Raw genomic sequence first — 24,753 nt, 5'->3', positions numbered from 1 at the left:
GTTCAGCCCTCCACCTTGGCGGCCACCGGCCACCAGCGTTTGCCAGTAATCATCCGCTGCAGCTGGAAAAAGCCCTCAAGCAGCCCTTCCGGCCGGGGCGGACAGCCCGGTACGTAGACATCCACGGGAATGAGCGTGTCCACGCCCTCGACGACGTTGTAATTGTCCTTGATCTTGAAAGGACCGCCGGAGATGGCGCAGTTGCCCATGGCGATGACCCACTTGGGGCCGGGCATCTGCTCGTAGAGTCTGACCACGGCAGGGGCCATTTTCTTCGTCACCGTTCCGGCCACGATCATGACATCCGACTGACGCGGCGATGGGCGGAATACCTCGGCCCCGAATCGGGCCATGTCGAACCGGGCCATGCCTGTAGCCATCATCTCGATGGCGCAGCATGCCAGACCAAAGGTCATGGGCCACAGCGACATGGAGCGGCAGACATCCAGAATATCCTGCGCCAGCTTCATGTTGACGATAGGCGGGTCCATGTGGTGACCGCCCGCCGTCAGGAACTCCTTGTGCCCTACCGAATCCTGCGCGGCCATGTGAACACCCCTTTCGCCCAGAAGTAGACGATGGAAAGTATGAGAAAGAACAGGAAGATGAACACCTTCACAAAGGAAACCCAGCCCTCGGCGTCCGCATACGCCGTGGCGACCGGGAAGAGGTAAAGGACATCCACGTCGAAGGCGAGGAAGATCAGGGCGTACACATAATACGACACCCCCCACCTCGACCACGAACTCCCGTAGGGGACCATGCCGCACTCGTACGGCATGCCGGTGTCCCCGCCTTTTGCCCTCGGGGCGAGCAGACCCGCAAGTATCAGCGGCCCGCAAGCGAACAACAACCCCGCAAGCAAGAACAACACGATGGAAAAATGCAGCCAGTCAAAAACCATACTCAGTCCTTTGGCGGTAAATAGTGCATGGAACCTCGGGCAAATGCTTATCTTCCGAGGATACGGTTTCCCATGCCTAGAAAAAAGAGTTTCGTCAAGTAGGCCGCTCATTTTTTAGCAAAGCTCAAATTGCGCAACATACTGATTTTATTAGCCGCGACTAAAGTCTCAAGATAGTCATGAAAATCCTGCATTCCTGACAATCTTGTCTCCGAAACATGCACACACATTGGTGATATTGAAAAATATGCGGCAGGTAGCATTAATTTAAAATTGGTAACACGAAACGCCCACTCCTGCAAGAGCCAACCTCGGCAACGGTCATTTCGCAAAGCCTTGCGGAAGATTTGGAAAAGATTGGTCGGAAGTGGCAGGTATGGCTAGCGTGCTGCGTCTGCGCTGCCGTCAATACTGGTCCAGGCGGAGCTGGTCGAGGTAGGTATCCAGAATGCTGTCAATGGTCCCGTCGTGACGCATTTCAAGAATGGTTTCGTTGAACCGGGGCAGGAGATCGACATGAGGCGAATCCCGACCCACGAGCAGATGAAAAGGCATGGACTCAAGCACCACCCCGGTCTGGACGATCTCCTGTGCCAGCCCCTGAGCCTTGATGTCCGGCCATGCTCCGCCCGGCCACTCAATGACGATATCGGCCCGGCCCTGGGCCAGCATGAGCCAGACGTTCTTCAGGTAAGGCACCTCGTATGTCCTGATGCCACGGCTGCGGATGTTGACCTCGTTCCACCCATTGCCAACATAGGTGACAACCGAGAAACCGGCCGCGAGAATGTCGTCGATGGATGCAAGGGCCTCCACCTCGAACCGGCTTGGGTGATCGGCTCGGGTGAAGACCACCAACTCCTTGAGATGAAAGGGGGCGTCGTGGGTCCGTGAATATTCCAGACGCTCCGCGGTGGGTACGGTGATCATGGCGTCTGCCTCGCCGGAGCGGACATTCTCCTGGCAGCGCCCCCAGGGGAAGGAGTGCCAGGTGGCCCGCATCCCCAGACGCGCCAGAGCCTCGGTGACCACGTCGTGAAAGAATCCGGTCATCTCCCCCGCCTCGTCGCGGGTGAAAAAAGGCCAGAAATCAGGATAATCAATGCGCAATGGAGCTTGAGCGACGGCCACAGAAGGCAGGGACAGTGCAAGGCAGAACGCGACGACAACTCGCGCCAAAGCCTGACGAAAAAAATTCGGCAACACCAAGTCCATCATGCCCTGTCATAGCACATGACGGGCAGGGGTCAACACGTTTCCCTGTCATAAATGGCTCGCCCGACTATCTGGGCACCCCGCATTCCCGGAAGGTGCCGTACTTGGGTCCGCTGCGCCGTTTGGCCCCATACATGGCCGAATCGGCCCGGCTGATGAGGGAGACGCCGTCCTTGCCGTCGTCCGGGAAGAAGCTGATGCCCACCGTGGCCCCCACACGGATGGGCTCGCCCGTAACTATATAAGGGGTGTCCATCATTTCGAGCAGACTGCGAGCCACGGTCAGCGCCCCCTCCTGATCCTCAATGCACTCCAGAAGCACCCCGAACTCGTCGCCGCCGAGGCGAGCCAGAGTGTCGGATTCGCGGATGCGGTTCCTGAGCCTCCCTGCCACCAAACGCAGCAGTTCGTCACCCGCCTGATGCCCGTAGGTGTCGTTGACACGTTTGAAGTCATCGAGATCGACAAACAGGACAGCCACCAGCGACTCGGTCCGCTTGGCCGTCACCAGCGCATGTTCAAGACGGTCAAAAAACAAGTGCCGGTTGAAAACCCCGGTCAGGCTGTCGATGGACGCCAGGTGCTTGAGTTCAAGCTCGGCCTGTTTGCGGCCTGTGATGTCTTCAAGCACCCCCTCCACCATCTCGCTGCCGTCATCGAACATCACCAGACGGGCGCTCTCTGAGCACCAGAAGGATTCTCCGCTCTGACGGCGGCCGCGAAACTCGAAATTGGCGACATAACCATCGCGCCGCAGCAGTCCCATGTAACGCGACAAATCACCCGGTTCGACCATGAGCTGCTGGCGAAGCCCGGCAACACCGACCATCCCGGCCGGATTCTCGTAGCCGAAAATCCTGGCCATGGCCGGATTGGCCTCGCAAAACTCCCCGTCCGGCGTGCACTGGAATATCCCCTCCACCGCCCGCTCGAAAATGGCGCGGTACTTGGCCTCGGCCTGGCGCAACGCAGCCTCGGCCTTGAGCCGGGTTTCGATCTCCCGTTCCAACCGGATCTTTTGGCGGTTCATTTCCAAAAACACCTGCACCTTGCTGGTCAGTGTCTGCACATTGACCGGCCGGAACAGGTAGTCCACGGCCCCTGTCTCGTAACCAAGGCGGACGTTGTCCTCGTCCTGGTAGATGGCGGTGATGAAGATGATGGGAACATGGCGCCCCCGCGGCAGTTCCTTGATGCGCATGGCCGCCTCGTAGCCGTTCATACCCGGCATCTGAATGTCGAGCAGGATCAAGGCGAAGTCGTCGTCGGCCACCAAAGCCACGGCCTCGATGCCGGTCGAGGCCTGGACGACCACACAGCCGGTTCGCCGCAGGACGTGGTCGAGCAGGGCCAGGTTGGTCGGCGAATCGTCTACGATGAGCACCTTCTGCAGCATGATGTTCATCCCTGCGAAACCGGCCCCAAGGCGGCTCCTGCCGCCGAGAATCCCGTCGGCACCCGATCCAACCTGACCACCCCATCCCGGACGGGAGCCGCCTTGAGTACAAAATCGAAACGGTCAAGGGCCATGCACAGCTCAAAATCCCGTTCCGGCGCATATTTTTTTTCGGGATCGAAGAATTTTTGCGCACTGTCCACCTGGGCAAGGAACGTCTTGATCGTCTCAAAACTGTTGGGATACCCCTCCAGGGCATTTTTAAGATAAATGGCGCACATCATGTCCTCCTGGGCGCGCATGGTGCCGCCCGTCCCCATGGCCACCAGAGTCACAAGCTCGGGATTTCTTGCGCGAAGGTACTCCTCCACCGCCCTCGCATTGACAAAGGCCCCGGTGATCACCTCGTCAGCCCCGGAGCAGGCCAGCAGCCCCTGAGTGCCCGCGCTGGTGGTATGCACCAGCGTTCTTCCGGCGAAGTCCACCGCCTCAATCTCGGTGGGCGAGTTTCCGTAGTCAAATCCCTTGACCATGATGCAGTCCCGCTCACCCATGAGGATACCGCCGCTCTCGGCGGCCAGCCGCCTGGCCATGTCCACATCGGCCGTGGCATAGTATTCCCCGGCCCCGTTCTCCACAGCATGACAGGCCACTGAAAAGGCCCGGAACACGTCAATGACCACGGCCACCCCCCGGGCACGCCGCGCACCGTCAACGCATTCAACAATGTTTACAATCATTTACATCCTTCCAAATCATAGAGCTTTATGTATTTGAATGTCACGCCGCCATGGGCGCGTCAACCTTTTACACAGTTTTCTTTTCAACACCGCCGACAAAAAAATGAAAATTCGCCAAATACAGCCGATATTCGCCTATATCGGCCACTTTTCGCCTGTTATATTGACAAATGTGGACTATTTTGAAAGATGTGCGCTATGAAGAAAAAACGTGTTCTCGTCACAGGCGGCTCGGGCTTCCTCGGATCACACCTCTGCGAACGGCTGCTGGAAGAGGGGCACGAGGTGCTCTGCGTGGACAATTTCTATACCGGACGCAAGGACAGCATCCTGCACCTGATGGACAATCCCCACTTCGAGATAATCCGGCACGATGTAACCTTCCCCCTCTATGTCGAGGCCGACGAGATATACAACCTCGCCTGCCCGGCCTCGCCCATCCACTACCAGTTCGACCCGGTGCAGACCACCAAGACCTCGGTGCACGGGGCCATCAACATGCTGGGGCTGGCCAAGCGCATCAAGGCCAAGATATTCCAGGCGTCCACCAGCGAGGTCTACGGCGATCCGGCCGTGCATCCCCAGACCGAGGACTACTGGGGCAACGTCAACCCCATCGGCATCCGCGCCTGCTACGACGAAGGCAAGCGGTGCGCCGAAACCCTGTTTTTCGACTACCACCGCCAGCATGGTCTGCGCATCAAGGTGGGCCGCATCTTCAACACCTACGGCCCGCGCATGGCCATGGAAGACGGCCGGGTGGTCTCAAACTTCGTGGTGCAGGCGCTCCGCGGCGAAGACATCACGGTCTACGGCAAGGGAGAGCAGACCCGCAGCTTCTGCTACGTGGACGACCTGGTGGAGGGCATTTTTCGCCTCATGGAACATACGCCAGACGAATTCACCGGCCCGGTGAACCTCGGCAATCCCTTGGAGTTTTCCATTCTTGAGCTGGCTCAGGAAGTCATCGACCTGACCGGCTCGGTCTCGCGCATCGTCTTCAAGCCCCTGCCCTCGGACGACCCGATGCAACGCAAGCCGGACATTTCCCTGGCCAAACGGGCTCTGGGATGGGAACCCCGCACCCCCCTGCGCGAGGGGCTGGTCAAGACGGTGGAGTATTTCCAACGGGTTCTCAAAACCGCATAAACAAAAAACCGGGCAAATCCCGAGCCGTTCAGCAAAGGTGTGGACTTTTGCTTTTCAAAATCGAAATCCCCCTACTGTACCAACAGCTAGGGGGATTTTTGTGTCCAGCAAGAAATCTTGCCCAGCACAGAGGTCGCTTATTCCAGCCCCTGTTGACGGAATGCGAGACAGCGCCTGCAAAAAGTCATCCAATCAGAGCGCTTATTCCCCAACCTACTCCAAAAAGAATAGCCAGAAAAACAGCTTGTAATGGCATAGATCCGAAGACGCCTTTCCAATAAAGACCACGTTCTCTTGCCGCCGCAGCTTTTCCGGGGGGGTAGTGCATACCAAGGAATCCGGCGACGACAGCACCAGGAATCAATATCCAAGGAGTGACATTAAGGAAGCCACAGACAAGCATTCCAATCAACAACAGCGTTCCCAACATATTTACACCGAATGTTTGATGTTCTCAGATATAGAGAGCAAAGCATATTTCGTTGGCTGTGTCTACAGGTCGGAGAAAATCAAAGCGCCCCGTATCGCATGATTCACAAATGCGCTCAAGCCAAATGCCCCCGATAATCGGGGGCATTATTTTCTAGGTCCACACCTATGCTGAACGCCTTGGGCAAATCCCGGCTTTTTCATTTACTCGCTCCGGGCCACGCAGCCTAACGCAGACTCTCCAGCGCGTCCCAGAGCTGGGCCGACACCGTTTCCAGACCGTACTTGCCAACGACCTTGTCCCGGGCCGCCCTGGCCATGTCGCGCCGCAAGGCCGCATCCTCGGCCAGACGGAGGACATGACGGGCCCAGTCCTCGGTGTCGCGAACCAGAAAACCGTCAATGCCGTGATCCACCAAGTCGACCGCCCCGCCTCTGTCCGAGGCGACCACCACCGCCCCGCAGGCCATGTAGCGCAGCGCGTCCAGCCCGCTGCCGGCCTGCGAATACTCGTCGTCTGGATACGGTGCCAGGCCGATCTCCATGTCCTGAAGCGCCGCCACCTCGCGCCCGGGCTCGGGGCGCGACCAAAAGACGAAGTCCTTTCCCGGCCCCTCATAGGGTTCGTCCGAAACAATGAAAAACTGAATGCAACCGCCCCGCCCGGAAAGTCCTCCCACGATCTCGGCCAGACATTGCCTGTCACCGCCCGAGACCATCCAGCCCACGCGCACCGGGCCGCAGCCGGGGACATCTCCGTCCAGCGCCGAGCCAGGGGTATACACATCGGTATCAAGCGGTGTCGGAAGGATGCTCACCCGCTCCTGAAACCGGGCCGCTGCCTTGGCCTGGGCCATATTCTCCACCAGGCACAGGTCAGCCTCGGCACAGACACGGGCAAAGCTGCGAGCCGACCGACCGACGCTCCGGCGGGCCATCATGCCGTCCAACCGACTCTGGGGGAGGGTCCAGGCGGCGTCCGCCACGTCGTAGACGATCCTCGACGCGAGTCGTCGCAGGATGCGCAGTTCTGATTCACTGGGCAGCTCGCGATGGATCACTATCACGTCCGCCCTGCCCAGCCGCCTGAAAAAGACGAAACGCGCCAGGGGCGCGGCGGGCACGGTCAACGCCGACACATCCCGGCCCAAAGCACGGCCCGCCGCCACATGGGCGTCAACCCGAAAGGCGGCATGGCCCCGTTCTCCCTGCGGGACGAGAAAGACTGTTTTCATATATTCATCGCGCAATGGCCTGTTCGATCATTTCAACATAGGGGTCCATCCCGCACGGCACTTCCGGGGGCCAGACAAAAGGCCCCGGACGCTCTTCCTTCGACACGCGCAAAAGCACGGCCGCCAGCTCCGGCACATCGGCGGGATCAGAGAAAACCCAACGCTTCGGCAGAAACCGGGCGCTGCCGTTCCGCGCACTCGAAACGGACCGGCAGCCGCAGGCCAGGGCCTCCAAGACCGCATTGGAGCAAGCGTCATAGAAGGTGGCCAGCACAAAAACATCCAGCCGACGGTAGAAGGACGCCATGTCCTCCACCCTGCCCAGGAATCGGACCCGGTCGGACACCCCGAGTCGGCGGGCAAGGCGCAGATACTTTCCGGGGCCACGCCCCCCGGCCACATGCAGCACGAAATGCTCCGGCAGCCGGGCCAGGGCCATAAGCAGCGAGCGCACACCCTTGAGGGTAAAATTAGTGGCCGCAGTTCCGATGACCATCTGCCCGTCCTCTATGTCCGCTTCGGCCCGCAGGGCGCGGCGCTGCGCCTCGTCCACTGGCGAAAACCGCCCAAGGTCGGGCTTGTTGTAGATCACCTCGATGGCCGAGGGGTCGAGATCGGGATATGCGGCCACGGTCCAGTCGCGCACCATATGCGAAACCGCAACCAAGTGCGGTGTGCGGCGGTAACGCAGGGAATCTATCCAGTGAATGGCCCAGCCTGATGGCGAAAGCCGCCGCCGAGCCATCTTGAACCAGCGGGGGAATCCGGCTGGCCAGGCGTGAGCGGAGAGCTTCCAGAAGGTGGAGATAGGCCCGCCGCCAATGCGCAGGATGTCCTGCCCGAGGGTCTTGCCCATACCAAAGACGAGATCATAGCCGCCCCGGCGTCGAGCCCGCCCGGCCATCAATGCGAACCAAAGCACCTTGACCGCCCGCACTCCGCCGAAACGCCCCACCACCACAGGAGTGACGCCCGGAGGCGGCTCGGTTTCACAACGGGCGCAGATGAAATCCACCTCATGCCCGCGCCGGGCCAGGACCTCGGCCAGTCTCCAGGCAAAGGACTCGGCCCCGCCGTACCGGCTTAAACGCGGCATGACCAGGGCAATGCGGCCTTTTCTCTCGGCATTCGGCATAGGGAACCCTTGTGAACGATATTTCGTGCTTTGACAAGACGGAGATTGTTGCCGGGCGCGGGAAATGACGGTATTGGACCGGGACATTCACACCCGAGGAGATTCATGTTCTTCCTGACACCCGGTCTTGACCTCAAGCTTTTCCTGCTTGTCAACCAGCAGTGGCGCAACCCGCTGTTCGATGCGATCATGCCTGTGCTTTCATCCATGACAGCCCTTTTCGTCTGCCTGGGACTGGCCATGCTCTATGCTGCATACCGTTTCGGACGGCAGCAGGTCATTCTTTTTCTGGTTCTCCTCGCGGCAATGGGCATTGCCAACTCGGCCACAGACTTGGTCAAGAATGAGTTCGGCCGGGTGCGCCCCCTCAATGCCGTGGCCGGCACATTCCATCAGGCCCACGGCTATTGGGACCAGCGGCCGCAGGATTTCAAGCAGACCAAGGAACGGGGCACTTCCTACCCTTCGGCCCACGCGGCCAACACCATGTGTCTGGCCGTGCTCGTCTGCCTGCTCTGGCCAGCAGTGGGCAAATGGCCCCTGCTGCTGCCGCTTTTGGTGGGATACTCGCGCCTCTACCTGGGCAAGCACTACCCGACGGATGTCATGGGCGGATGGCTGCTGGGGCTGACGGTGGCGCTGATGGTCTGGCTGGCCTGGCGTTACGGACTGAGGCGATACTCCCGCCGACCCTGATGAAGCGGGCCGATGGCTGGCTAATGGTCTCCGTTGGCCGCCAGCTCGTCCCGGTAGCTGCGGTACACTGCGGTCCCCATCCAGATGGAGCCCACGAAAAGAACCACTCCCATGCCGATGGACAAGGCCATTCCCGTGGCCGAATCCTTGTTCATGCCTGCCCCGAACAAGGCGAAAATGAAGCTCTGAGGAATGTAACCAAGGGTTGACCCGAGAATGAACGGCCCCAGAGGAATAGCGCTGACCCCGGCGGCCAAGTTGGTCAGCCCGTTGCTGCCGAAGGGAAAAAAACGGATGGCCAGGGCCGTGCGAAAAGGCCGGTGACGGAGGAACCCGTCCACCCGGCGGATACGCTCGCCCAATCTGCTGGTCACGAACTCGCGGCCGCCCCAACGGGCGTATCCGGCGGCCAGGGCGCACCCCAGGCCCGCCCCCAGCGTGGACAGCAGCGTACCCCCCACCGCGCCAAAGGCGAATCCGCCAAGGAACGCGATGACCTGACGCGGCAGCCCAACGGCGGTGAACACCCCGCCCACTGCCAGAAAGATGACCACCGACATGGGACCTGTGCCCAGCACATGATCATTGAACCACCGTGTGTTGCGAAGCATGTCGTCCAGCCCCAGACTACGGCCCAGGTACACGGCCAGCGCCAAGCCGGCCAGCATGACCAACCCCTTGACCACGGCCCCCAGGCTCCTTCTCTTCTCGCACCGCGGCGTATCGCTCATTCCTTGTCTTCCGTCCCCGGCTCGCCGGTCTTCCCGGCCCGCTCCCCGGGATTTCGCATCCTGTAAAACACCATCAGCAGACACCCCTGACCGACAACAAAGAGCGGGTCGCGCTGAACAACGCCATACGCCATCCCGGCCGCCACCGACGCATAAAGCGCCAGAGCCGTGCGCCCCGACAGGGGTTGTAACGCCTTGCCGCCAAGTCGCACAATGGCAAATCGCACGAAAAAGGCCCCCTGAATGACCACAGGAAGGGCCAGCAGCCACCAGTAGGCGGGCAGGGGCATGGTTTTATTTTTTTTCCTTCACCGCGTAGTCGATGTGGCGCTTGATGAGCCACTGCACGCCGATTAGATCGTATATCCCGGCCAGGGCGCGGTCCAGGGTGCCGTACTTGGACACCCCGCTGAACCGCTCGCGGTGGTTGACCTTGACCTCGCTGATTCGCGCACCCTGCATCTTCATGAGGATGGGAAAATAACGGTGCATGTTCCGAAAGCGCGGCAGACGCCGGAGCATGTCGGCACGCATGACCTTGAGGGAGCATCCGGTGTCGTGGACGCCGTCGTCGGTGAACCAGTCGCGGATGGTGTTGGCTATTCTGGACGAAATCCGCTTGACCAGCGTATCCTTGCGCCTGGCCCGCCAGCCAACGACCATCTCGCAGTCCTGGCCAAAGGCGGCGAGCATCCTCGGGATGTCGGCCGGGTCATTCTGCAGGTCCGAATCCATGGTCACGATGACCTGCGAGTCGGCAACGTCGAACCCTGCGCAGAATGCGGCGGACTGCCCGCGGTTCTCGGCAAAGGCCACATAGCGCACCTCGGGATGACTCCCGGCCAGCGCCCGGATAATCTCCAGACTGCGATCCGTGCTGCAATCGTCCACGAACACGGCCTCCCAGGGCCGCCCCGTGGAGTCCGCCGCCCGCCGGATCTCGGCGAACAGTGTCTCAAGGTTGTCCTGTTCATTGAAGACAGGCAGCACCACGGAAAACTTCTCTTGATTGCTCATAGGCGAATTGGATTACGGAATTTGCCGGACAATGTAAACACGCAACCCACCCCGCCCACGAACCACTGATAAGAACCTTTGCGCACAACGACACAGCATCATGCTGATATTATTTATTTTCACTCCGCAGACAAAACAAATTTACACTTTGCCGCCATAAGAGGTTGACAAAACCCGGCCCACCACCTAGAACCACTATCTCACGTGACGCGGGGTGGAGCAGTTGGTAGCTCGTCGGGCTCATAACCCGAAGGTCAGAGGTTCAAGTCCTCTCCCCGCTACCAGAGAAAGCAAAGCGGTTATGACACCATGTCATAACCGCTTTTCCTTTGGCGCATTTTCAGAATTCTGTTGCCATTCGAAAAATTCAGCTTAATATAGAAGGTTCCCACTTGTAGCTGGAGGGTGGAGCCATGCGGGAAAACAAGCTGGAATGGATGCTCAGGACGTTCAACGGCCTGGACGGCGAAGAGAAAAAGACTTTCTACAACCATGTCAGACGGATATTGGGTGAGCTGCTCCCCATTTCCGACCATCTCGACGACATCCGGGAAGCCCGGTTCGCTGACGGGCCGGTATGTCCCCGATGCGGCAGCGACAAGATCAAGCGCAACGGCACCTACGACGGGCGGCAACGCTACCTGTGTCATTCGTGCAAGCGGACGTTCAACGATTGGACCGCGACACCCATGGCCGGGACGCATTTCCCTGACAGGTAGATGGAATACATCCAGCTCATGCTTGAGGGGAAAACCCTGAAAAAGTGTGCCGAGGCCTTGGATATCAGCATCACCACCGCATTCTACTGGCGGCATAAGGTGCTACACGCCCTCTTCAAGCTGGGGGACGGGCAAAAACTGACCGGAGTCCTCGAAACGGACGAGACGTACTTCCTTGAATCCTACAAGGGCAAGCGCGACTTGACGTTCAGGAAAGCCCGCAAACGGGGCGGCAAGGCCGCGAAGCGCGGTATCTCCAAGGAACAGGTGGCGGTCATGGCGGTGATCTCCAGGGACGGCAGCATCGTCTGCAAGACATCCGGGCGCGGCGGCACCACGCCGAAAAAGATACACGACACCGTGGGCGACATCCTCGATCCGAAAGCGATCCTGGTGACGGACGCGGCGGCGGCTTTCCGCAAGTATGCGGAGCAAAACGGGATGCAGCACGTCTGGGTCAATCCCAACTAGGGCATACGCAAGCAGGGCATTTACCACATCCAGCGAGCCAACGGATACCATTCCCGTTTGAAGAAATGGATGCGCCGTTTCAACGGGGTCGCCACCAAGTATCTCAACCACTACCTGTACTGGTTCAGGCTGCTTGAACAGACCAAGGATCTTGGCGAGCGCAGTAGGCGCAAGAAGTTGTTGCTGACGGCATGCCGCAAGATGGATAGGCTGACCACGGAATCATTCCCCATGCCGGATGCGGCGTGACCAAGGAGGACGACCGATGGCAACTGCCTATGTATTGGCCATAGATGTCGGCAAGGCCGAAAATCTCGGATGGGCCGACAGCGAAGGCAACAGAGGCGGGTACACCACCCTTGAGGAGCAACTTGCTTATGCGGGTGCGAAGCTGGCCGATGGACAACCCGTCGCCTTGGGTTTCGAAGCTCCCATCTGGGTGCCGCTACGTGACGACCTGACCACCTTCAACAAAAGCCGTGGCGATCTCGAATCATCCTTGAACCGTCCTTGGTCGGCCAGCGCCGGTTGCACGGTGACGGCCCAGGCCCTCGCCCTGATGCCGCTGTGCCTGAACGTCTTGAAATCGGCCTTGAACGGCGACATTCCGGCCACGACGGTCCCGGCGACCTGGTTCCGCGATGGCGGCTTGCTGGTATGGGAAGCGTTCGTCTCCGGGAAGCACAAGGGGAACGATCATGCCGACGATGCGGACTTGGCCGTGAAAGCCTTTATGGACCGGGGAGATCGGTTGGATTCCGATATTCCTGACCAGCCTGCGTTCTCGATGGCCGCCGCAGCCCTGCTGGCAACAAAATGGGCCGTGCGCTCCGAAGAACTCACGGCCCCATCCATTGTCATTTCGCCCGAATAGTCGGCGCATTTTTCTCAATCGTTATGAGCGGTTGCCAGATTTAGCAACAATATTTTCAAAATGCGCCTTTCCTTTTGCCATGCCCTCCTCGGGCTCAGTCGCACCGATCAGTCGTGGCTGTGGTCATGGCCTCCGGCGTCCTTGTGGGCATGCTCGTTGTCGTGGCTGTGCGCCCCGTGCCAGTGTTCATGCTCCCCCTCGACACCAAGCCCGTGACCATGACTGTGGCTGTGGCTGTGTACATGAGAATGCTCATGGGCATGCGTGGTGCCGTCAGCATGGGTATGCTCATGCACATGGGCATGCTGATGCTCATGCTCGTGATCGTGAGCATTCTTGCCGCTGTGGGCGTGTTCATGCACTCTTCGAGAACTTCCAGGATTGCAACCGCATGTCTTGCACATAATAGAACTCCTTTCTGATGTATTGATATGGCTTGAAAATACATCACCAATTACACCAGAACAAGCCCGGCAAAAAAATAATTATCGTATATCGAAAGGAGACGACCAATACGCATCGTTCCGCCCAAAGAGGATCAAACATCTTTTTTCGAAGCCATTGTCCGCATCACAACATGGCTGACACACACATGACAGAACAGCCAATTGTTGAATCGTGAACCAGCATGACGCATGGCTTGGAGACACCTGCCAACGCGGCTTCGCCACTTCGGACTGGCAAGTGTCAAATGCGGATCAAACTGCCCCTGCGCCTCTCTGGCCGGGCGTGTCATCAACGAAAAATGGCCTGATTTCGGACCTCTTCCGTCAGAATCAGCCCGAAGCGATCCAGCTGCTTTTTATTGAAGTAAAACAATCCCTTCTGGTCCGCAGCCACTGACAGCTCCAACATGTCCACGCCTTCGAGGATTCCCTTGACCATCAATGCGGCCATGCGGCCATGCTCCTCGCCAAAAATGGTATAGGCCCCGACCACTCCATCATCGCCGACAGCATAATCCTGAGTCGCAAAAACGGGCACGGAACTGTTTTTGGAGGTCCAGCGGATAACTTCCTCATAAGGAACATGGGTTCCCCCGGCATCTTTCACCGAGTGAAAGACGGGAACGAGGATCAAATCGTGTCTTTCAGGGGCCAGAACAAGGCGTTGCCACTGATCCCAACTGTTTGTGGTTTCATAGCTCACGGTGCAGCCGTCAAACTCCACCTGCCTGCGGGCACCGAACGTGACCTCGACAAGCCCTGCCGAAGTCGGGCTTTCATCCATGAGCACAAGAACCCTGCGCGTATCCGGCACGATCCCACAAAGATAGCGAATCCATGGGAACAGGGGGATGCGCTCCAGGATGCCGATGACATTTCTGGGCATCGGATTCAGGTAGTTGCGCGGATTGCCGTTGATGCCGAAATAGACGACCGGCGTTCCGGTCTCACTGATTGCAGGCCCGAGCAGACGCAGGGCGTTGTCGTCGCCGAGCATGACAACGTCTGGATCGAGTCGGCGAAAAGTCTGCAATGCCTCTGCGGACCGGCGCTGAAACTCGGACTCTGGAATTCGCTTGGTATCGAGATAGACATGGTCCAGGAGGAACTTGTCGGCCAGAACGCTGGATATTCCCCGGTTGCACTGGTTGGTCCATTCAAGATCAAGATCATAACTGTGGATGACAAGAACCCTCTCCTGCCCTTGGCAGTCAGCACTTCCCAGCGACAATCCGAGCACCACCATCAAAAGGATCAGAAACTTCCTCATACGCCTCCCCGGAGCCGGGCATAATGCCGTTGTTTGGCGGAAAAACCCCATTCGCCGATCCGGCTCCACGCCACTTCCATATCCCACCCGCGGAATCCCAACAAGCGGCAGATGCCCTTTCTCCAGCAAACTGCCCCTCCGCTGCTTCAGGCGTCTCCTCCCCCGAGGAGAAAGAACACTTGGCCATGGTCCGGCGCATGTCCGATCATGCCCATGGCACAAAAAAAGGGGCGACTGCCGCCACCCCTTTTCTCAAAACAGCCGTTGCGATTCCATCAGTCGTCCAGCTGAATATCCTTGCCATCCAGGACGCGATTCATATTGCGCACGGCGCACATCTTGCCGCACATGGTGCAGGAGTCCTCGTGTTCGGGCTTGGAGGATTCCCGATACTGGCGGGGCCTGACCGGGTCCATGGCCAGATCGAACATGCCGGGCCAGTCCAGTGCGGCACGGGCCTTGCTCATGGCGTCGTCCCAGGCGCGGGAGCCGGGGTACCCCTTGGCCACATCGGCTGCGTGGGCCGCGATGCGGGTGGCGATGATGCCCTCCTTCATATCCTCAAGGGTGGGCAGGCGCAGGTGCTCGGCCGGGGTGACGTAGCACAGGAAGTCCGCGCCGGACATGCCCGCAATGGCCCCGCCAATGGCCGCGGTGATGTGGTCGTAGCCAGGGGCCACATCCGTGACCAGCGGGCCGAGGACATAGAAGGGAGCGCCGTGGCACAGCCGTTTTTCCATCATCATGTTGCCGGGTATCTCGTTCATGGCCATGTGGCCCGGTCCCTCGATCATCACCTGGACGTTTCGCTCCCAGGCACGCTTGGTCAACTCGCCCAGGGTGATCAGCTCCTCCACCTGACAGGCATCAGTGGCGTCGTGCAGGCAGCCGGGGCGGCAGCCGTCGCCCAGGCTCAAGGTCACATCGTATTCCTCGCAGATGTCGAGCAGCCGATCAAAATGCTCGTAAAACGGGTTTTCAGCCTGATTGATCTCCATCCAGGTAAAGAGCAGCGAGCCGCCTCGCGAGACGATGTTGGTCAAGCGCTTGGACTGTTTGACCTTCTCCGCGGTATGCCGGTTCAAGCCGCAGTGGATGGTCAGGAAGTCCACACCGTCCTCCACATGCCGCTCGACAACGTCGAAGAACTCATCCACGGTAATATCCTGAAGATTCTTGTCGTAGAAGCCCACGGCGTCGTAGATGGGTACGGTGCCGATCATGGCAGGCGACATCTCCACCAGTCTGCGGCGAAACTCCCGGGTCTTGCCATAGCAACTCAGGTCCATGATGGCCTCGGCCTTGAGATCCAACGCGGCACGAACCTTGTCCAACTCTGACTCAATGGCGCTGCAATCCTTGGAGATGCCGAGGTTGACGTTGATCTTGATACGCATTCCCTCGCCCACGCCCTCGGGATCGAGATTGACGTGGTTGCGGTTGGCAGGGATGATCACCGCACCGCGGGCCATGCGCTCCATCAGGTCTTCCGTACGCATGTTTTCCTTGCGGGCCACGGTCTTGATCTGGGGGGTGACGATGCCCTTGCGGGCGGCGTCCATTTGTGTCGTATACTTCATTATTTCTCCTTGCCGGACTGCATGGCCTCGCGCAGTCCGATGATTGCTTCGCCGATGTCGTCGGCCTGGACGACTTCCGTGACCACGGCCACACAGTGTGCGCCCCGGCGCACCACCTCGGCCACGTTATGGCGCTTGATGCCGCCGATGGCCACAAAGGGGATATCTATTTCGCGGGCCACATACTCCAGATAGTCAAACCCCACGGGGTCGCAGACATCTTCCTTGGTAAAGGTGCGGAAAATGGGCCCCACGCCGATGTAGTCCGCCCCGCGCCGCACGGCGGCCTGAGCCTCCTCGGGCGAGTGGGTGGACAGACCTATTGCCATCCCCTCGCCCACCAGACGCCGCACCGCCTCAAGAGGCAGATCCTCCTGGCCGATGTGGACGCCGTCCGCCCCCACCAGCACGGCGAGATCGATATCGTCATTGACGATAAAGGCGGCCCCGGCCTCGCGGGTCATGCGACGAATTTCTAGGCATTCCTCATACTTGGCACCCATTTTCTTGTTCTTCTCGCGGTACTGGACGAGCCGGATGCCGCACTCGAGCATAGCCCGCACCACCTCAATGTTGCTCCTGCCGCGAGAAAACTTCTCGGCGGTAAGGCAGTAGATATCCGTGTCCAGAACCGATTGGCGGGTGATCTCTCGTGCGCCCATCATGCTCCTCCTTGTTCCTGGAATGTCTTGAGAAAATAATCCAGCACCGCATCGGCCTGCTTGGCAGCGGCCAGGGCCACTCGAGGCCCGAGCGGGGGGTGCTCCATGGAGCATTCGGTCTCCATGTCGCCTACGAGGATGAAGTTGTCCCGCACCCGACGAGTGACCAGCATATCCGCATTGCCATGGCCCCCGATGCCAGAGGCAGCCACCACCAGGACGCCGACGGGCAGCAGACTCTCCACCAGCGCCCGCTTGCACAGGGGGTCGTCAAAGGCTTCGACCACGGCATCGCAACCGGAGAACACCGCCGCCACATTGTCGGAAGTGATGCGCTCGGTGCACAGATCAAGGCCAAGGTCCGGGTTCACGGCACGCATGTTCTGAGAAAGAGCCGTCACCTTGAGCTGGCCGATCTGGTCGGCCTCATACGCCTGCCGGTTGAGATTCGAGGCGTCCACCCGGTCAAAATCAGCAAGCACGAAGCGTTTGAACCCGCTGCGCACAAGAAGCATGGCGCAATTGCTGCCCAGCCCCCCGGCCCCTGCGATGCCCACGGTCACCCCCTGAAGATGGCGCAACCGTTCCTCGCCCAGATAGACGGCAATGCCTCGCTCAACGGTGTTCACACCAGACCTCCGGCTCGTGGGGCGGGAATGGCCGCCCCGTTCACCGGGGGGTGCCAATCGGCGAAAACAGGCTGGAAGCCGTGGGCCCGAAGCATGGCGCACATCTCCTCCACGCTGCGATCGTCGCTGATCTCGAACTGGCCCACTGCGCCGCCCTCCGTCTCGCTCTCCTGCGAGTGCCCGCCCACGGCCGTGGACACCCCGGCCGACATGCGCGTGACGCCCAAAGGCAACAGGTTGTCGCGCAGCCGGGCCGTTTCGCGGGTGGAGATGGTGATGCCCAGACGAGGCAGGAACAGGCGTAAGGCGAGCATGATCTGCACCAGATCGGCGTCGGAAACGATGCTTGCCGGTTGGAATCCGCCCGCATGGGGCCGCATGCGCGGCAGGGACACGGCGATGTCCGCCTGGGGATACCTGCGCTGCAGATAGGCGGCGTGCAAGCCGGTGAGCAGGGCGTCCTTGCGCCAATCGCCAAGGCCGAGCAACGCACCGATGTTGACCACGCGCATCCCGGCCCGGCAGGCCCGCTCGGGCGCATCCAGGCGGAAGCGATAGTCGCGCTTTGGTCCGTGCGGATGGAGCCGGGCATACAAGGATTCGTCGTAGGTCTCCTGAAACAGGGTCAGTCCGTCGATCCCAGCCCGGATCATACGCCCGTACTCGTCCTGCTCCATGGCGTATATCTCCATGAACACAGAGGGAAAATGACGGCGCAACACGCCAAGACAGGCTTCCAGGTACTCTGGCGATGCCTTGGTCCTGGATTCTCCCGTGAGGATAAGCAGTTGACGCAGGCCCGTGGCCGCGATGGCCCGCGCCTCGGCCTCCACCTGCTCCAGGGAGAGGTGGGAGCGGGGAATGGCGTTGGCGGCGTTGAACCCGCAATAGACGCAGTGGTTGGCGCAGTGGTTGGAAAGATAGAGCGGAGTGAAAAGCTGGATGGTCCGGCCGAAATGCTGCAATGTCAACCGGCTGGCCCGCCCGGCCATCTCCTCCAGATACAGTGCCGCAGCCGGACTGAGCAGAGCCAGCAGATCGCCGGGCGAGCGGCACTCTCCGGCCAGGGCGCGTCGGACATCGCCCCCGGTGACGGCAGCGCTCATCGCGTCCAAAGGCATGGCCCCGTATTCTGCGCATTGAGGATAAAAACTCACGCTCCCTCCCCGCCCAGAAATCCGGTCAGCGGCGACGAGGCCGAAGCAAGACCGCGTGAAACGCCCGGACCGGCCAGATACGCCTCCCGCCCGGCCCGTACCGCCCGGCCAAAGGCCCTGGCCATGACCACGGGATCGCCCGCCGTGGCAATGGCCGTGTTCACAAGGCAAGCGGCCGCGCCCATCTCCATGGCCTCGCAGGCTTCAGAGGGACGGCCAATACCTGCGTCCACAATGACGGGCAAGTCCATCTCCTCAATGAGTATACGGATCATCTCCCGGGTCTTTAGCCCCCGATTGGTGCCGATGGGCGCCCCAAGGGGCATGATGGCCGCGGCCCCGGCATCCGCCAGGGAACGGGCCACGTACAGGTCGGCATTGACGTAGGGAAGAACCACAAATCCCTCGGCGGCGAGAATCTCCGTGGCCTTGCACGTCGCGTAGCCGTCCGGCAACAAATAACGGTTGTCGGAGATGACCTCGATCTTGATCCAGTCGCCGCAGCCCATGGCCCTGGCCAAGCGGGCTATGCGTACCGCCTCGTCGGCGGTCCTGGCCCCGGAAGTGTTGGGCAGCAATTTCATGTGCTTGGGGATATGGTCCATGACGTTGCCGGTGGCTGAACCGAGATCCACCCGGCGCAGGGCCACGGTGACCACCTGCGATCCCGAGGCCGCGCAGACCTCGGGGATAACCGCATCGTCGGCGTATTTTCCGGTTCCGGTGAACAACCGGCTCTCAAGGACCACGCCCCCTATTTCAAATCCGTCGCCTGTCATCGTCTTCTCCTGTCTAACCGCCGCCAACAAAACGGAGCACCTCGAGATGGTCGCCCTCGTTCAGGACAACCGCGGCAAAGGCGACCGAGGGAACTATCTCCTGATTGCGCTCCACCACCACCGTATCCGGGTTGATGCCAAGCCCTTCAAGCAGACCGAGCAGCGTGGCTCCCCGATCGATTTCCCGCCGTGTTCCGTTTACCACCACGATCATGCCCTTCTCCCTTGCACAGTTGGCCTCTCAAGACCGCACAGCCAAAAAAAACGCGCCTGCCATGAAGAGGCAAGCGCATACTGCAAAACAAAAATACAGACGTATGCAGCTTCCCTACGGCAGGATTACCCGCATCAGGTTCAAAGGGTCAGGCCAACGGCCCATCTCAGCCTCCATGAGGCACCCCTAGCTGCCAAGACCCTATGCCAAAGAGGACGCCATGTAAAGGCGGTGCCATCAATCAACGCCACCGAGAAAAAACTCATACATACTTGAATGTTAAACGCCATCGCGCACCACCCCCGCCTGCCAGCAACAACTGGCCGCCCGGACCGGATCATCCATCCCGTTGGATTGATGTTCCAAAAATTCCTAAAGTGAGCTTGAAATCATGCCGATAAGGATCGCGTAACCCACTCCAAAACAGGAGAAACGCTCCATGTCTTCGACTCTGTTACAGGCCACGGGATTCAAGCGTGCCCTGCTGTTGTGCCGCGAGGGCAAACACAGCGAGGCCGAAGCCATTCTGAAAAGCCTCCAAGACGAATTCCTTGCCGTGTGCGAGGAAAACGAGGCGCTCAAGGCCCAGCTCCACGAAGTGGCGGCTGTCCTTGATCTGGCCGACAACGTGCGCTTCGACGGCCAGAAATACTGGCTGACTGACGGAGGAGAGCAAAAAGGCCCCTACTGCCAGGTGTGCTATGATCGCGACGGGCTGCTGATCAACCTCCAGCGACGCGAAAACAACTGGGAATGCAGAAACTGCCAAAGTCGCTTCATGGTCCCCTCCAAGACTGCGGTTCCAGCCAGACGGCCCACACAGCGCGGCGGCCTCAAAAAGGCTGTTCCCCTTTTTTTCGAAAACGACATGGTCTAGAAGCAAACAGGCGCGGCCCTCAACGGGGCCGCGCCTGTTTGCTTGCAGAACTTTCAGGCCGTTACAGACCCTAGAGGAACTTGGTCCCGAACAGGGTTACCTGTCTGACCCAGAGTTCGAGCATGGCTTTGTCGTCGAAGCTGACCACCCCATAGGCAAGATCGTCAATATCCATGCCCGGCAGATAGATATGGACCACAAGATTGCGCATGGCCCGCCTGTGCTCGTTCCAAAGGGTAGTGGAAAAGTCCTTGAGCTGGTTCGCGTCGGGCAGCTTGGTGGTGCCCAGGAACACCTTGATAGATATCCAGGTCACACCATATTTCTTGGTTTCGGATTTCTCCAGCAGCCGGTACTGATAACCGTGGGCGTTCTTGTCGGGTGTCGGGTCCGGCCGCCGGGCCCCGGAGAACCGGCTCCGGTCAATGGTTACGGTCTGTCTTGGCGCACCCTCTGCAATGGCCGGAGGTTGAGGCTGTGCCGGAGCCGGACCGGCCGGAGGGGCCGCGGCGTCACTGCCGTCGCCGTCCACAAGAGCCCGCAACGCATAGCCCAGGGCGCGGTTTTCGCTACGCAGCACCTCGTTCTCCTCAAACACAGCGTACCAGCCGCTCTTGAGGAAATCCACGCGCACCCTATCCCCCGCCTTCAGGGCGCGAACCTCGGTCGAACCCGAAGTCCGCTCGCGCCAGAGGCTTATGTCGCGTTGCAGGGTGACGACCTTGCCCCAGTCGCCGGAAGCGTCTTTGACCGCCACGACATCCTCTGTCGGAGCGGGTGCCGCAACAGCGGGTTGAGCCACGGGCGGAGGCTGCACGGCGGGAGGGGTGACGGCCATTGCGCGGACCTCAGCCACACCGCTTGTCCCGGCTTCATCAGCGGGCGCTGCGGCCTGGGGATCGGACACCTGGGTCGTGACCGGCTCGAAATACTTGGCCGCACTGTAGCCGAGGGCATTCATCTGCGAACGAATGGTGGCGTTTTCCCGAAAGACCATGACCCAGTCCCCTTCGGGAAAATCCACCTTGACGCGCTGCATGGCCTCCAACGAACCCACGACCTTGCCGCTGATGGACGAAGAGTCGCGGATGTTGAGCTTGCGCGGAGTATAGACCAGCTCACCCCAGGTATCCGGCTCCACCCGAGTGGCTTTGGGCAGCAGGTACCTGGCATTGGAAAACCCCACGGCCGCGGACTCGTCGGCACGGGTTTCGCCCGGCTCGAACACCGCGACCCAGCCATCCTTCATGAAGGCCACCCGGACCTTCTGGCCCGGATGCAGACTGCCCACCCAGCGGGCCTGGGCCGAACGATCGGCGCGCAGGTTCAGAGGCCGATCAGGATACCGTATCTCGCCAAAGGCGGCGGCGGTGATCGCGCCAAGAAGTGTCAAGCACAGGGCCGCCAGAATGATTACGGATGTCTTTCGCATCGGATACCGCCTATATCATGGCGTCGAGTTCTTTGATGACGCGGTCGGTGATGTCCATGGAATTGGCCACATAGCCGATGATCTCGGGATCGGTGAGAATCATGGTGAATCCGGCCTCCTCTGCGATACGGCGAAGAATGGAATCCGCCCGGCGCATGACGAACTGGATGAGCTGCCGCTCCTCGGTCTGAATGTCCGCGTTGCTTTCCTCCACCAGGATCTCGTATTCCCGTGCGGCCAGCCTTAGCGCCCGCTCGCGGGTCTGCTCCTCTGACACGGTCAGGGTTCCCTGCCCGATTTCGGCCTTGATGGCTTCGACCCGCTCCAAGGATTCGCGCACGCGTCGATCCTTCTCCCGACCCAACCGGGCCAAGTCCTCCTGGGCGATCCGGCCGATGCGCGACTCGTTGATTATACGCTGGGGATTGACGAACCCCACCTTGGAAACCTGGGCCGAGACGGGCAAGGCCAGGAAAAGGCACAGAATGAACAGACTGACTTTCAGCATTTTCATGCGGATATTTTCCTCTTCTCCAAAAAAAACCCTGGGAGCGGACCAACGCATATCGCCGCAATCGAGGCACTGTAGCCGCAAAGCCCCCGGGTTGTCGAGGCGGGTCACAGGGTTGTCAAAGGGTCCAGGTCCAAACCGAGACGCACCTTGGTCGGACAGGGATTGGCCTGCACAAGATGTGCGAACAGGACGCGGATTCTGCCCCAGTCGTCGCCCTTGAACAAACAGTTGAACCGCCTGCGCCCGCGCAGCATGGCCAACGGGGCCGGAGCCGGCCCCAGAGCGGTGATGCCTAGCTCCCTGGCCCTTTCGGCCAGCACCCGGCCCAAAAGATCAAGGGCGGCCGCCCCGGCAAAGTCCGCCGGATGGCTGATACGCACCAGTGCGAGCCGGGTGAAGGGCGGGTAGCCAAAGAGTCTGCGCCGCCCGATTTCACGCTCGTAAAAGGCCGCGTAATCAGCGGAGAGTACATCTCGCCAGATGGGATGGCCGGGGTTGCGCGTCTGAATCAGAACCCGCCCCGGCTCAAGGCCGCGTCCGGCGCGGCCAGCCACCTGGACCAGCAACTGGAAAGTCCGCTCCGTGGCCCGGTAGTCAGGCAAACTCAGTCCCAGGTCGCCGTCGGCCACAGCCACCAGGGTCACATCAGGAAAGTGGTGTCCCTTGGAAATCATCTGCGTCCCGACCAACACCTGCGCCTCTCCCCGCCCAAAGGCACCCAGGATATCTTCCAGCCGCTCCTGACGCCGGGTGGCGTCGCGGTCCAGGCGCAGCACCTTGGCCCCCTCGGGCAACAACTCTTCCAGATGCTCCTTGATCCGCTCGGTGCCCTCGCCCATGGGAACGAAATTGCCCCCCCCGCAACGGGCGCAGAGCAGCGGATAGGACCTGGACTGGCCGCAGTAGTGGCAGAGAAGCCGCTCTCGGCCCTTGTGATAGGTCATGCCCACCTCGCACTCGGAGCAACGCACGGTCTCACCGCAGTCGAGACAGTACATGAGTGGCGCGTACCCCCGCCGGTTGAGCATGACGATGGCCTGACGCCCCTGCTCCACGGTCTGGCGAATTGCCGCCTCGGTGGCCGGGGCAAAGGGAGCGGCCGAGCCGGCCAGGGATGAGATGTCCACCAGCTCCACGCCGGGCAACACGCTTTCCCCCACCCGGCGGGTCAGACTGGACATGGCGATGGTCCCGCTGCGGGCGGCGTGGAAGGTCTTCACGTCCGGCGTGGCCGAGCCGAGCACCAACAGACCGCCTCCGCGCTCGGCGCGGAACCAGGCCACCTCCTTGGCATGATAGGCCAACCGTTCGTCCTGCTTGAACGACTCGTCGTGCTCCTCGTCAAGCACCACAAGCCCGAGATCGGACACAGGCAGGAACAGGGCCGAGCGCGTACCCACGACCACGAAAGGCTCCCCTTCCCGAGCGGCGTCAACAAAGGCGGTCTCGCGTTTCAGAGGGCTCTGATAGCCATGATAAAAGAGAATGCGCCGCCCAGGAAAATGCTCGGCCGCAACCCTGTGTACCCGGTAAGCCAGGGCCACCTCCGGCGCAAGGAGCATGGCCGAACGACCCCGCTCAAGACAAGCGCGAACCAGTTCGAGGTAGAGTATGGTCTTGCCGCTGCCGGTGACGCCGTGGACAAGGTGCGCCCCGCCCGCCCCGTCCATGGTCGCCCGCAGAGCCTCGAGGGCGGTACGCTGCTCGTCGGTGAGGACAAATGCAGGAGGTTCGCGCCCGACGCAAGGACCGGGCCCGGCGTCCACCTCGGCCAGACGGTCTGCGGTCAACTCGCCCAGCGAGACCAAGCCCGCCCCTTCCATCTTCGCGGCGGTTTCCACGGCCCATTCGCCAAGAGCATGGCGCAAGGAAAAGAGGCTTTGCGGCCCATTGTCCAAAAGGTGTTCGAGGATTCGTATCTGCCGCTTGGCATTGGGTCGAACGGCCCAGGGCGGGTCCGAGACAAGGGAAACGAAACGCTCTTCCTCCTCGCGCTTGGCATTGATCCGCACCCGCATCCGCCCGGCAAGCCACAACTCCATGAGCGCCTGCCTGTCGGCCCCGGTCAGTCTGGCAAGCTCGGCGGGCCGAATCGAGCCCGGCAAAGGCCGATCCGCCACATGCCGGTCCACGCGGAAGGTGACGGCAGCAGTGCGCAGACCCCGCGGCAGGAGGGTTTCGAGAATGCGCCCAGGACTGGCCATCTGCCGGGTGGCAAGGTTGGCGGCCAGATCAAGATACGCCGAGTCCAGCAGCGGGGACGTTTCCAGAGGCCAGATCATGGCTTTGAAAACCATGCCTTCCGGCCGATCCTGGCCCTCCTTGTCGGCAGGACCGACGACCACGCCCATGCGATGGGACCGGCCCAAGGGGACAATGACGCGCAGCCCCGGAACCAGCTGGGGAAAATGCGGCGGACGCTCGTAAGTCAGCGTGTGATAGGGAGGACTGACAAGAGTGACCTGCCAGAGATCGGCCATGG

General features: G+C 60.6%; 29 protein-coding genes, 1 tRNA gene and 1 riboswitch. Of the genes, 9 read left to right on the top strand and 21 right to left on the bottom strand.

Annotated elements, in window-relative coordinates:
* Positions 1 to 2 precede the first annotated feature (2 nt).
* The 5 genes from GKC30_RS04540 to GKC30_RS04520 all read right to left on the bottom strand — a co-directional run bounded on the left by GKC30_RS04540 (position 3) and on the right by GKC30_RS04520 (position 4,255).
* Complete coding sequence (locus tag GKC30_RS04540) at positions 3 to 548, bottom strand: NADH-quinone oxidoreductase subunit B (RefSeq protein WP_155932543.1); 546 nt, start codon at positions 546 to 548, stop codon at positions 3 to 5.
* Complete coding sequence (locus tag GKC30_RS04535) at positions 527 to 904, bottom strand: NADH-quinone oxidoreductase subunit A (protein WP_155932870.1); 378 nt, start codon at positions 902 to 904, stop codon at positions 527 to 529. The genes GKC30_RS04540 and GKC30_RS04535 overlap by 22 nt, the downstream gene beginning before the upstream one ends.
* A 405-nt stretch (positions 905 to 1,309) precedes the next feature.
* Positions 1,310 to 2,014, bottom strand: coding sequence for a substrate-binding periplasmic protein (locus GKC30_RS04530; protein ID WP_231117037.1), 705 nt, complete (start codon positions 2,012 to 2,014; stop codon positions 1,310 to 1,312).
* A gap of 172 nt (positions 2,015 to 2,186) precedes the next feature.
* Entirely contained in the window at positions 2,187 to 3,515 is a 1,329-nt protein-coding gene (locus tag GKC30_RS04525) for a GGDEF domain-containing response regulator (protein WP_231117036.1), read from the bottom strand.
* Positions 3,516 to 3,520: 5 nt separating this feature from the next.
* The gene (locus GKC30_RS04520; protein ID WP_155932542.1) at positions 3,521 to 4,255 is read right to left on the bottom strand and encodes a 2-phosphosulfolactate phosphatase; all 735 of its coding nucleotides are present in this window, start codon (positions 4,253 to 4,255) and stop codon (positions 3,521 to 3,523) included.
* A 189-nt stretch (positions 4,256 to 4,444) separates the two neighbouring features.
* On the opposite strand from GKC30_RS04520, the gene GKC30_RS04515 reads away from it, so the two are divergent.
* Positions 4,445 to 5,404 carry a UDP-glucuronic acid decarboxylase family protein gene (locus GKC30_RS04515; RefSeq protein WP_437179100.1) on the top strand — a complete coding sequence of 320 codons (960 nt, stop codon included), beginning with the start codon at positions 4,445 to 4,447 and terminating at the stop codon, positions 5,402 to 5,404.
* Between the two features lie 184 nt (positions 5,405 to 5,588).
* Here the strand turns inward: GKC30_RS04515 and GKC30_RS04510 are convergent, their stop codons facing one another.
* The 3 genes from GKC30_RS04510 to GKC30_RS04500 all read right to left on the bottom strand — a co-directional run bounded on the left by GKC30_RS04510 (position 5,589) and on the right by GKC30_RS04500 (position 8,203).
* A complete protein-coding gene (locus GKC30_RS04510) occupies positions 5,589 to 5,834 on the bottom strand; it encodes a hypothetical protein (protein WP_155932540.1) in 246 nt (81 codons plus the stop codon).
* 226 nt (positions 5,835 to 6,060) lie between these two features.
* Positions 6,061 to 7,068, bottom strand: coding sequence for a glycosyltransferase family 4 protein (locus GKC30_RS04505; RefSeq protein ID WP_155932539.1), 1,008 nt, complete (start codon positions 7,066 to 7,068; stop codon positions 6,061 to 6,063).
* Positions 7,069 to 7,072: 4 nt separating this feature from the next.
* Positions 7,073 to 8,203: a glycosyltransferase family 4 protein gene (locus GKC30_RS04500; protein ID WP_155932538.1), complete on the bottom strand. Its 1,131-nt coding sequence runs from the start codon at positions 8,201 to 8,203 to the stop codon at positions 7,073 to 7,075.
* Between the two features lie 105 nt (positions 8,204 to 8,308).
* Between GKC30_RS04500 and GKC30_RS04495 the strand changes: the two genes are divergently transcribed.
* Positions 8,309 to 8,899: a phosphatase PAP2 family protein gene (locus GKC30_RS04495; RefSeq protein WP_155932537.1), complete on the top strand. Its 591-nt coding sequence runs from the start codon at positions 8,309 to 8,311 to the stop codon at positions 8,897 to 8,899.
* A 20-nt stretch (positions 8,900 to 8,919) separates the two neighbouring features.
* On the opposite strand, the gene GKC30_RS04490 is transcribed toward GKC30_RS04495, so the two are convergent.
* Genes GKC30_RS04490 through GKC30_RS04480 form a run of 3 tightly spaced genes read right to left on the bottom strand, consistent with a single transcriptional unit; the run spans position 8,920 to position 10,647 of the window.
* Positions 8,920 to 9,630, bottom strand: a complete 711-nt coding sequence (locus GKC30_RS04490) for a TVP38/TMEM64 family protein (RefSeq protein WP_155932536.1) — start codon at positions 9,628 to 9,630, stop codon at positions 8,920 to 8,922.
* A complete protein-coding gene (locus GKC30_RS04485; protein WP_155932535.1) occupies positions 9,627 to 9,920 on the bottom strand; it encodes a lipid A biosynthesis domain-containing protein in 294 nt (97 codons plus the stop codon). Before GKC30_RS04485 ends, GKC30_RS04490 begins: the two co-directional genes overlap by 4 nt.
* A gap of 4 nt (positions 9,921 to 9,924) precedes the next feature.
* Positions 9,925 to 10,647, bottom strand: a complete 723-nt coding sequence (locus GKC30_RS04480) for a glycosyltransferase family 2 protein (RefSeq protein ID WP_155932534.1) — start codon at positions 10,645 to 10,647, stop codon at positions 9,925 to 9,927.
* A gap of 208 nt (positions 10,648 to 10,855) precedes the next feature.
* Here GKC30_RS04480 and GKC30_RS04475 point away from each other — a divergent pair.
* From GKC30_RS04475 to GKC30_RS04450, 6 genes are all read left to right on the top strand, one after another.
* Positions 10,856 to 10,931: transfer RNA gene (locus tag GKC30_RS04475), tRNA-Met, on the top strand.
* Between the two features lie 129 nt (positions 10,932 to 11,060).
* The gene (locus tag GKC30_RS04470) at positions 11,061 to 11,366 is read left to right on the top strand and encodes an IS1/IS1595 family N-terminal zinc-binding domain-containing protein (RefSeq protein WP_155932533.1); all 306 of its coding nucleotides are present in this window, start codon (positions 11,061 to 11,063) and stop codon (positions 11,364 to 11,366) included.
* Entirely contained in the window at positions 11,367 to 11,837 is a 471-nt protein-coding gene (locus tag GKC30_RS04465) for an IS1595 family transposase (RefSeq protein WP_155932532.1), read from the top strand.
* Between the two features lie 69 nt (positions 11,838 to 11,906).
* Complete coding sequence (locus GKC30_RS04460; protein ID WP_155932531.1) at positions 11,907 to 12,086, top strand: hypothetical protein; 180 nt, start codon at positions 11,907 to 11,909, stop codon at positions 12,084 to 12,086.
* A 16-nt stretch (positions 12,087 to 12,102) separates the two neighbouring features.
* Positions 12,103 to 12,711, top strand: coding sequence for a hypothetical protein (locus tag GKC30_RS04455; RefSeq protein ID WP_155932530.1), 609 nt, complete (start codon positions 12,103 to 12,105; stop codon positions 12,709 to 12,711).
* 113 nt (positions 12,712 to 12,824) lie between these two features.
* Positions 12,825 to 13,133 (top strand): hypothetical protein, encoded by a 309-nt coding sequence (locus tag GKC30_RS04450; protein WP_155932529.1) that lies wholly within the window; start codon positions 12,825 to 12,827, stop codon positions 13,131 to 13,133.
* Between the two features lie 313 nt (positions 13,134 to 13,446).
* Here GKC30_RS04450 and GKC30_RS04445 read toward each other — a convergent pair whose 3' ends face one another.
* The 7 genes from GKC30_RS04445 to thiS form a co-directional block, all read right to left on the bottom strand.
* On the bottom strand, positions 13,447 to 14,556 hold the full coding sequence (locus tag GKC30_RS04445) for an ABC transporter substrate-binding protein (protein ID WP_155932528.1): 1,110 nt from the start codon (positions 14,554 to 14,556) through the stop codon (positions 13,447 to 13,449).
* 146 nt (positions 14,557 to 14,702) lie between these two features.
* On the bottom strand, positions 14,703 to 16,007 hold the full coding sequence (thiC, locus tag GKC30_RS04440) for a phosphomethylpyrimidine synthase ThiC (protein WP_155932527.1): 1,305 nt from the start codon (positions 16,005 to 16,007) through the stop codon (positions 14,703 to 14,705).
* Positions 16,007 to 16,669, bottom strand: a complete 663-nt coding sequence (gene thiE / locus GKC30_RS04435) for a thiamine phosphate synthase (protein WP_155932864.1) — start codon at positions 16,667 to 16,669, stop codon at positions 16,007 to 16,009. Before thiE ends, thiC begins: the two co-directional genes overlap by 1 nt.
* Complete coding sequence (gene thiF / locus GKC30_RS04430) at positions 16,669 to 17,298, bottom strand: sulfur carrier protein ThiS adenylyltransferase ThiF (protein ID WP_367613973.1); 630 nt, start codon at positions 17,296 to 17,298, stop codon at positions 16,669 to 16,671. The genes thiE and thiF overlap by 1 nt, the downstream gene beginning before the upstream one ends.
* Entirely contained in the window at positions 17,295 to 18,455 is a 1,161-nt protein-coding gene (thiH, locus tag GKC30_RS04425; RefSeq protein WP_367613972.1) for a 2-iminoacetate synthase ThiH, read from the bottom strand. Before thiH ends, thiF begins: the two co-directional genes overlap by 4 nt.
* Positions 18,452 to 19,234: a thiazole synthase gene (locus GKC30_RS04420; protein ID WP_155932525.1), complete on the bottom strand. Its 783-nt coding sequence runs from the start codon at positions 19,232 to 19,234 to the stop codon at positions 18,452 to 18,454. The genes thiH and GKC30_RS04420 overlap by 4 nt, the downstream gene beginning before the upstream one ends.
* Before the next feature lie 13 nt (positions 19,235 to 19,247).
* Entirely contained in the window at positions 19,248 to 19,448 is a 201-nt protein-coding gene (gene thiS / locus GKC30_RS04415) for a sulfur carrier protein ThiS (RefSeq protein WP_155932524.1), read from the bottom strand.
* 94 nt (positions 19,449 to 19,542) lie between these two features.
* Positions 19,543 to 19,646, bottom strand: a riboswitch (TPP riboswitch).
* Positions 19,647 to 19,887: 241 nt separating this feature from the next.
* Here thiS and GKC30_RS04410 point away from each other — a divergent pair.
* On the top strand, positions 19,888 to 20,325 hold the full coding sequence (locus GKC30_RS04410; protein ID WP_155932523.1) for a hypothetical protein: 438 nt from the start codon (positions 19,888 to 19,890) through the stop codon (positions 20,323 to 20,325).
* A gap of 70 nt (positions 20,326 to 20,395) precedes the next feature.
* Here GKC30_RS04410 and GKC30_RS04405 read toward each other — a convergent pair whose 3' ends face one another.
* The 3 genes from GKC30_RS04405 to priA form a co-directional block, all read right to left on the bottom strand.
* Positions 20,396 to 21,757: an SH3 domain-containing protein gene (locus tag GKC30_RS04405; protein WP_155932522.1), complete on the bottom strand. Its 1,362-nt coding sequence runs from the start codon at positions 21,755 to 21,757 to the stop codon at positions 20,396 to 20,398.
* A 10-nt stretch (positions 21,758 to 21,767) separates the two neighbouring features.
* The gene (locus GKC30_RS04400) at positions 21,768 to 22,271 is read right to left on the bottom strand and encodes an OmpH/Skp family outer membrane protein (RefSeq protein ID WP_155932521.1); all 504 of its coding nucleotides are present in this window, start codon (positions 22,269 to 22,271) and stop codon (positions 21,768 to 21,770) included.
* A 104-nt stretch (positions 22,272 to 22,375) separates the two neighbouring features.
* Positions 22,376 to 24,751 carry a replication restart helicase PriA gene (gene priA, locus GKC30_RS04395; RefSeq protein WP_155932520.1) on the bottom strand — a complete coding sequence of 792 codons (2,376 nt, stop codon included), beginning with the start codon at positions 24,749 to 24,751 and terminating at the stop codon, positions 22,376 to 22,378.
* Positions 24,752 to 24,753: the final 2 nt, after the last annotated feature.

This window comes from Pseudodesulfovibrio alkaliphilus, from assembly GCF_009729555.1.
Lineage (GTDB): Bacteria > Desulfobacterota > Desulfovibrionia > Desulfovibrionales > Desulfovibrionaceae > Pseudodesulfovibrio > Pseudodesulfovibrio alkaliphilus.
The sequence above is the reverse complement of the archived record's forward strand: the minus strand, read 5'-3'. Positions and strand labels throughout refer to the sequence as shown.

Excerpts from the sequence above, each read along its gene's own strand:
- GKC30_RS04540 (WP_155932543.1), bottom strand. The coding sequence starts at position 548 with ATGGCCGCGCAGGATTCGGTAGGGCACAAGGAGTTCCTGACGGCGGGC.
- GKC30_RS04535 (WP_155932870.1), bottom strand. The coding sequence starts at position 904 with ATGGTTTTTGACTGGCTGCATTTTTCCATCGTGTTGTTCTTGCTTGCG.
- GKC30_RS04525 (WP_231117036.1), bottom strand. The coding sequence starts at position 3,515 with ATGCTGCAGAAGGTGCTCATCGTAGACGATTCGCCGACCAACCTGGCC.
- GKC30_RS04520 (WP_155932542.1), bottom strand. The coding sequence starts at position 4,255 with ATGATTGTAAACATTGTTGAATGCGTTGACGGTGCGCGGCGTGCCCGG.
- GKC30_RS04515 (WP_437179100.1), top strand. The coding sequence starts at position 4,445 with ATGTGCGCTATGAAGAAAAAACGTGTTCTCGTCACAGGCGGCTCGGGC.
- GKC30_RS04510 (WP_155932540.1), bottom strand. The coding sequence starts at position 5,834 with ATGTTGGGAACGCTGTTGTTGATTGGAATGCTTGTCTGTGGCTTCCTT.
- GKC30_RS04505 (WP_155932539.1), bottom strand. The coding sequence starts at position 7,068 with ATGAAAACAGTCTTTCTCGTCCCGCAGGGAGAACGGGGCCATGCCGCC.
- GKC30_RS04500 (WP_155932538.1), bottom strand. The coding sequence starts at position 8,203 with ATGCCGAATGCCGAGAGAAAAGGCCGCATTGCCCTGGTCATGCCGCGT.
- GKC30_RS04495 (WP_155932537.1), top strand. The coding sequence starts at position 8,309 with ATGTTCTTCCTGACACCCGGTCTTGACCTCAAGCTTTTCCTGCTTGTC.
- GKC30_RS04490 (WP_155932536.1), bottom strand. The coding sequence starts at position 9,630 with ATGAGCGATACGCCGCGGTGCGAGAAGAGAAGGAGCCTGGGGGCCGTG.
- GKC30_RS04485 (WP_155932535.1), bottom strand. The coding sequence starts at position 9,920 with ATGCCCCTGCCCGCCTACTGGTGGCTGCTGGCCCTTCCTGTGGTCATT.
- GKC30_RS04480 (WP_155932534.1), bottom strand. The coding sequence starts at position 10,647 with ATGAGCAATCAAGAGAAGTTTTCCGTGGTGCTGCCTGTCTTCAATGAA.
- GKC30_RS04470 (WP_155932533.1), top strand. The coding sequence starts at position 11,061 with ATGCGGGAAAACAAGCTGGAATGGATGCTCAGGACGTTCAACGGCCTG.
- GKC30_RS04465 (WP_155932532.1), top strand. The coding sequence starts at position 11,367 with ATGGAATACATCCAGCTCATGCTTGAGGGGAAAACCCTGAAAAAGTGT.
- GKC30_RS04460 (WP_155932531.1), top strand. The coding sequence starts at position 11,907 with ATGCGCCGTTTCAACGGGGTCGCCACCAAGTATCTCAACCACTACCTG.
- GKC30_RS04455 (WP_155932530.1), top strand. The coding sequence starts at position 12,103 with ATGGCAACTGCCTATGTATTGGCCATAGATGTCGGCAAGGCCGAAAAT.
- thiC (WP_155932527.1), bottom strand. The coding sequence starts at position 16,007 with ATGAAGTATACGACACAAATGGACGCCGCCCGCAAGGGCATCGTCACC.
- thiE (WP_155932864.1), bottom strand. The coding sequence starts at position 16,669 with ATGGGCGCACGAGAGATCACCCGCCAATCGGTTCTGGACACGGATATC.
- GKC30_RS04420 (WP_155932525.1), bottom strand. The coding sequence starts at position 19,234 with ATGACAGGCGACGGATTTGAAATAGGGGGCGTGGTCCTTGAGAGCCGG.
- thiS (WP_155932524.1), bottom strand. The coding sequence starts at position 19,448 with ATGATCGTGGTGGTAAACGGAACACGGCGGGAAATCGATCGGGGAGCC.
- GKC30_RS04410 (WP_155932523.1), top strand. The coding sequence starts at position 19,888 with ATGTCTTCGACTCTGTTACAGGCCACGGGATTCAAGCGTGCCCTGCTG.
- GKC30_RS04405 (WP_155932522.1), bottom strand. The coding sequence starts at position 21,757 with ATGCGAAAGACATCCGTAATCATTCTGGCGGCCCTGTGCTTGACACTT.
- GKC30_RS04400 (WP_155932521.1), bottom strand. The coding sequence starts at position 22,271 with ATGAAAATGCTGAAAGTCAGTCTGTTCATTCTGTGCCTTTTCCTGGCC.
- priA (WP_155932520.1), bottom strand. The coding sequence starts at position 24,751 with ATGGCCGATCTCTGGCAGGTCACTCTTGTCAGTCCTCCCTATCACACG.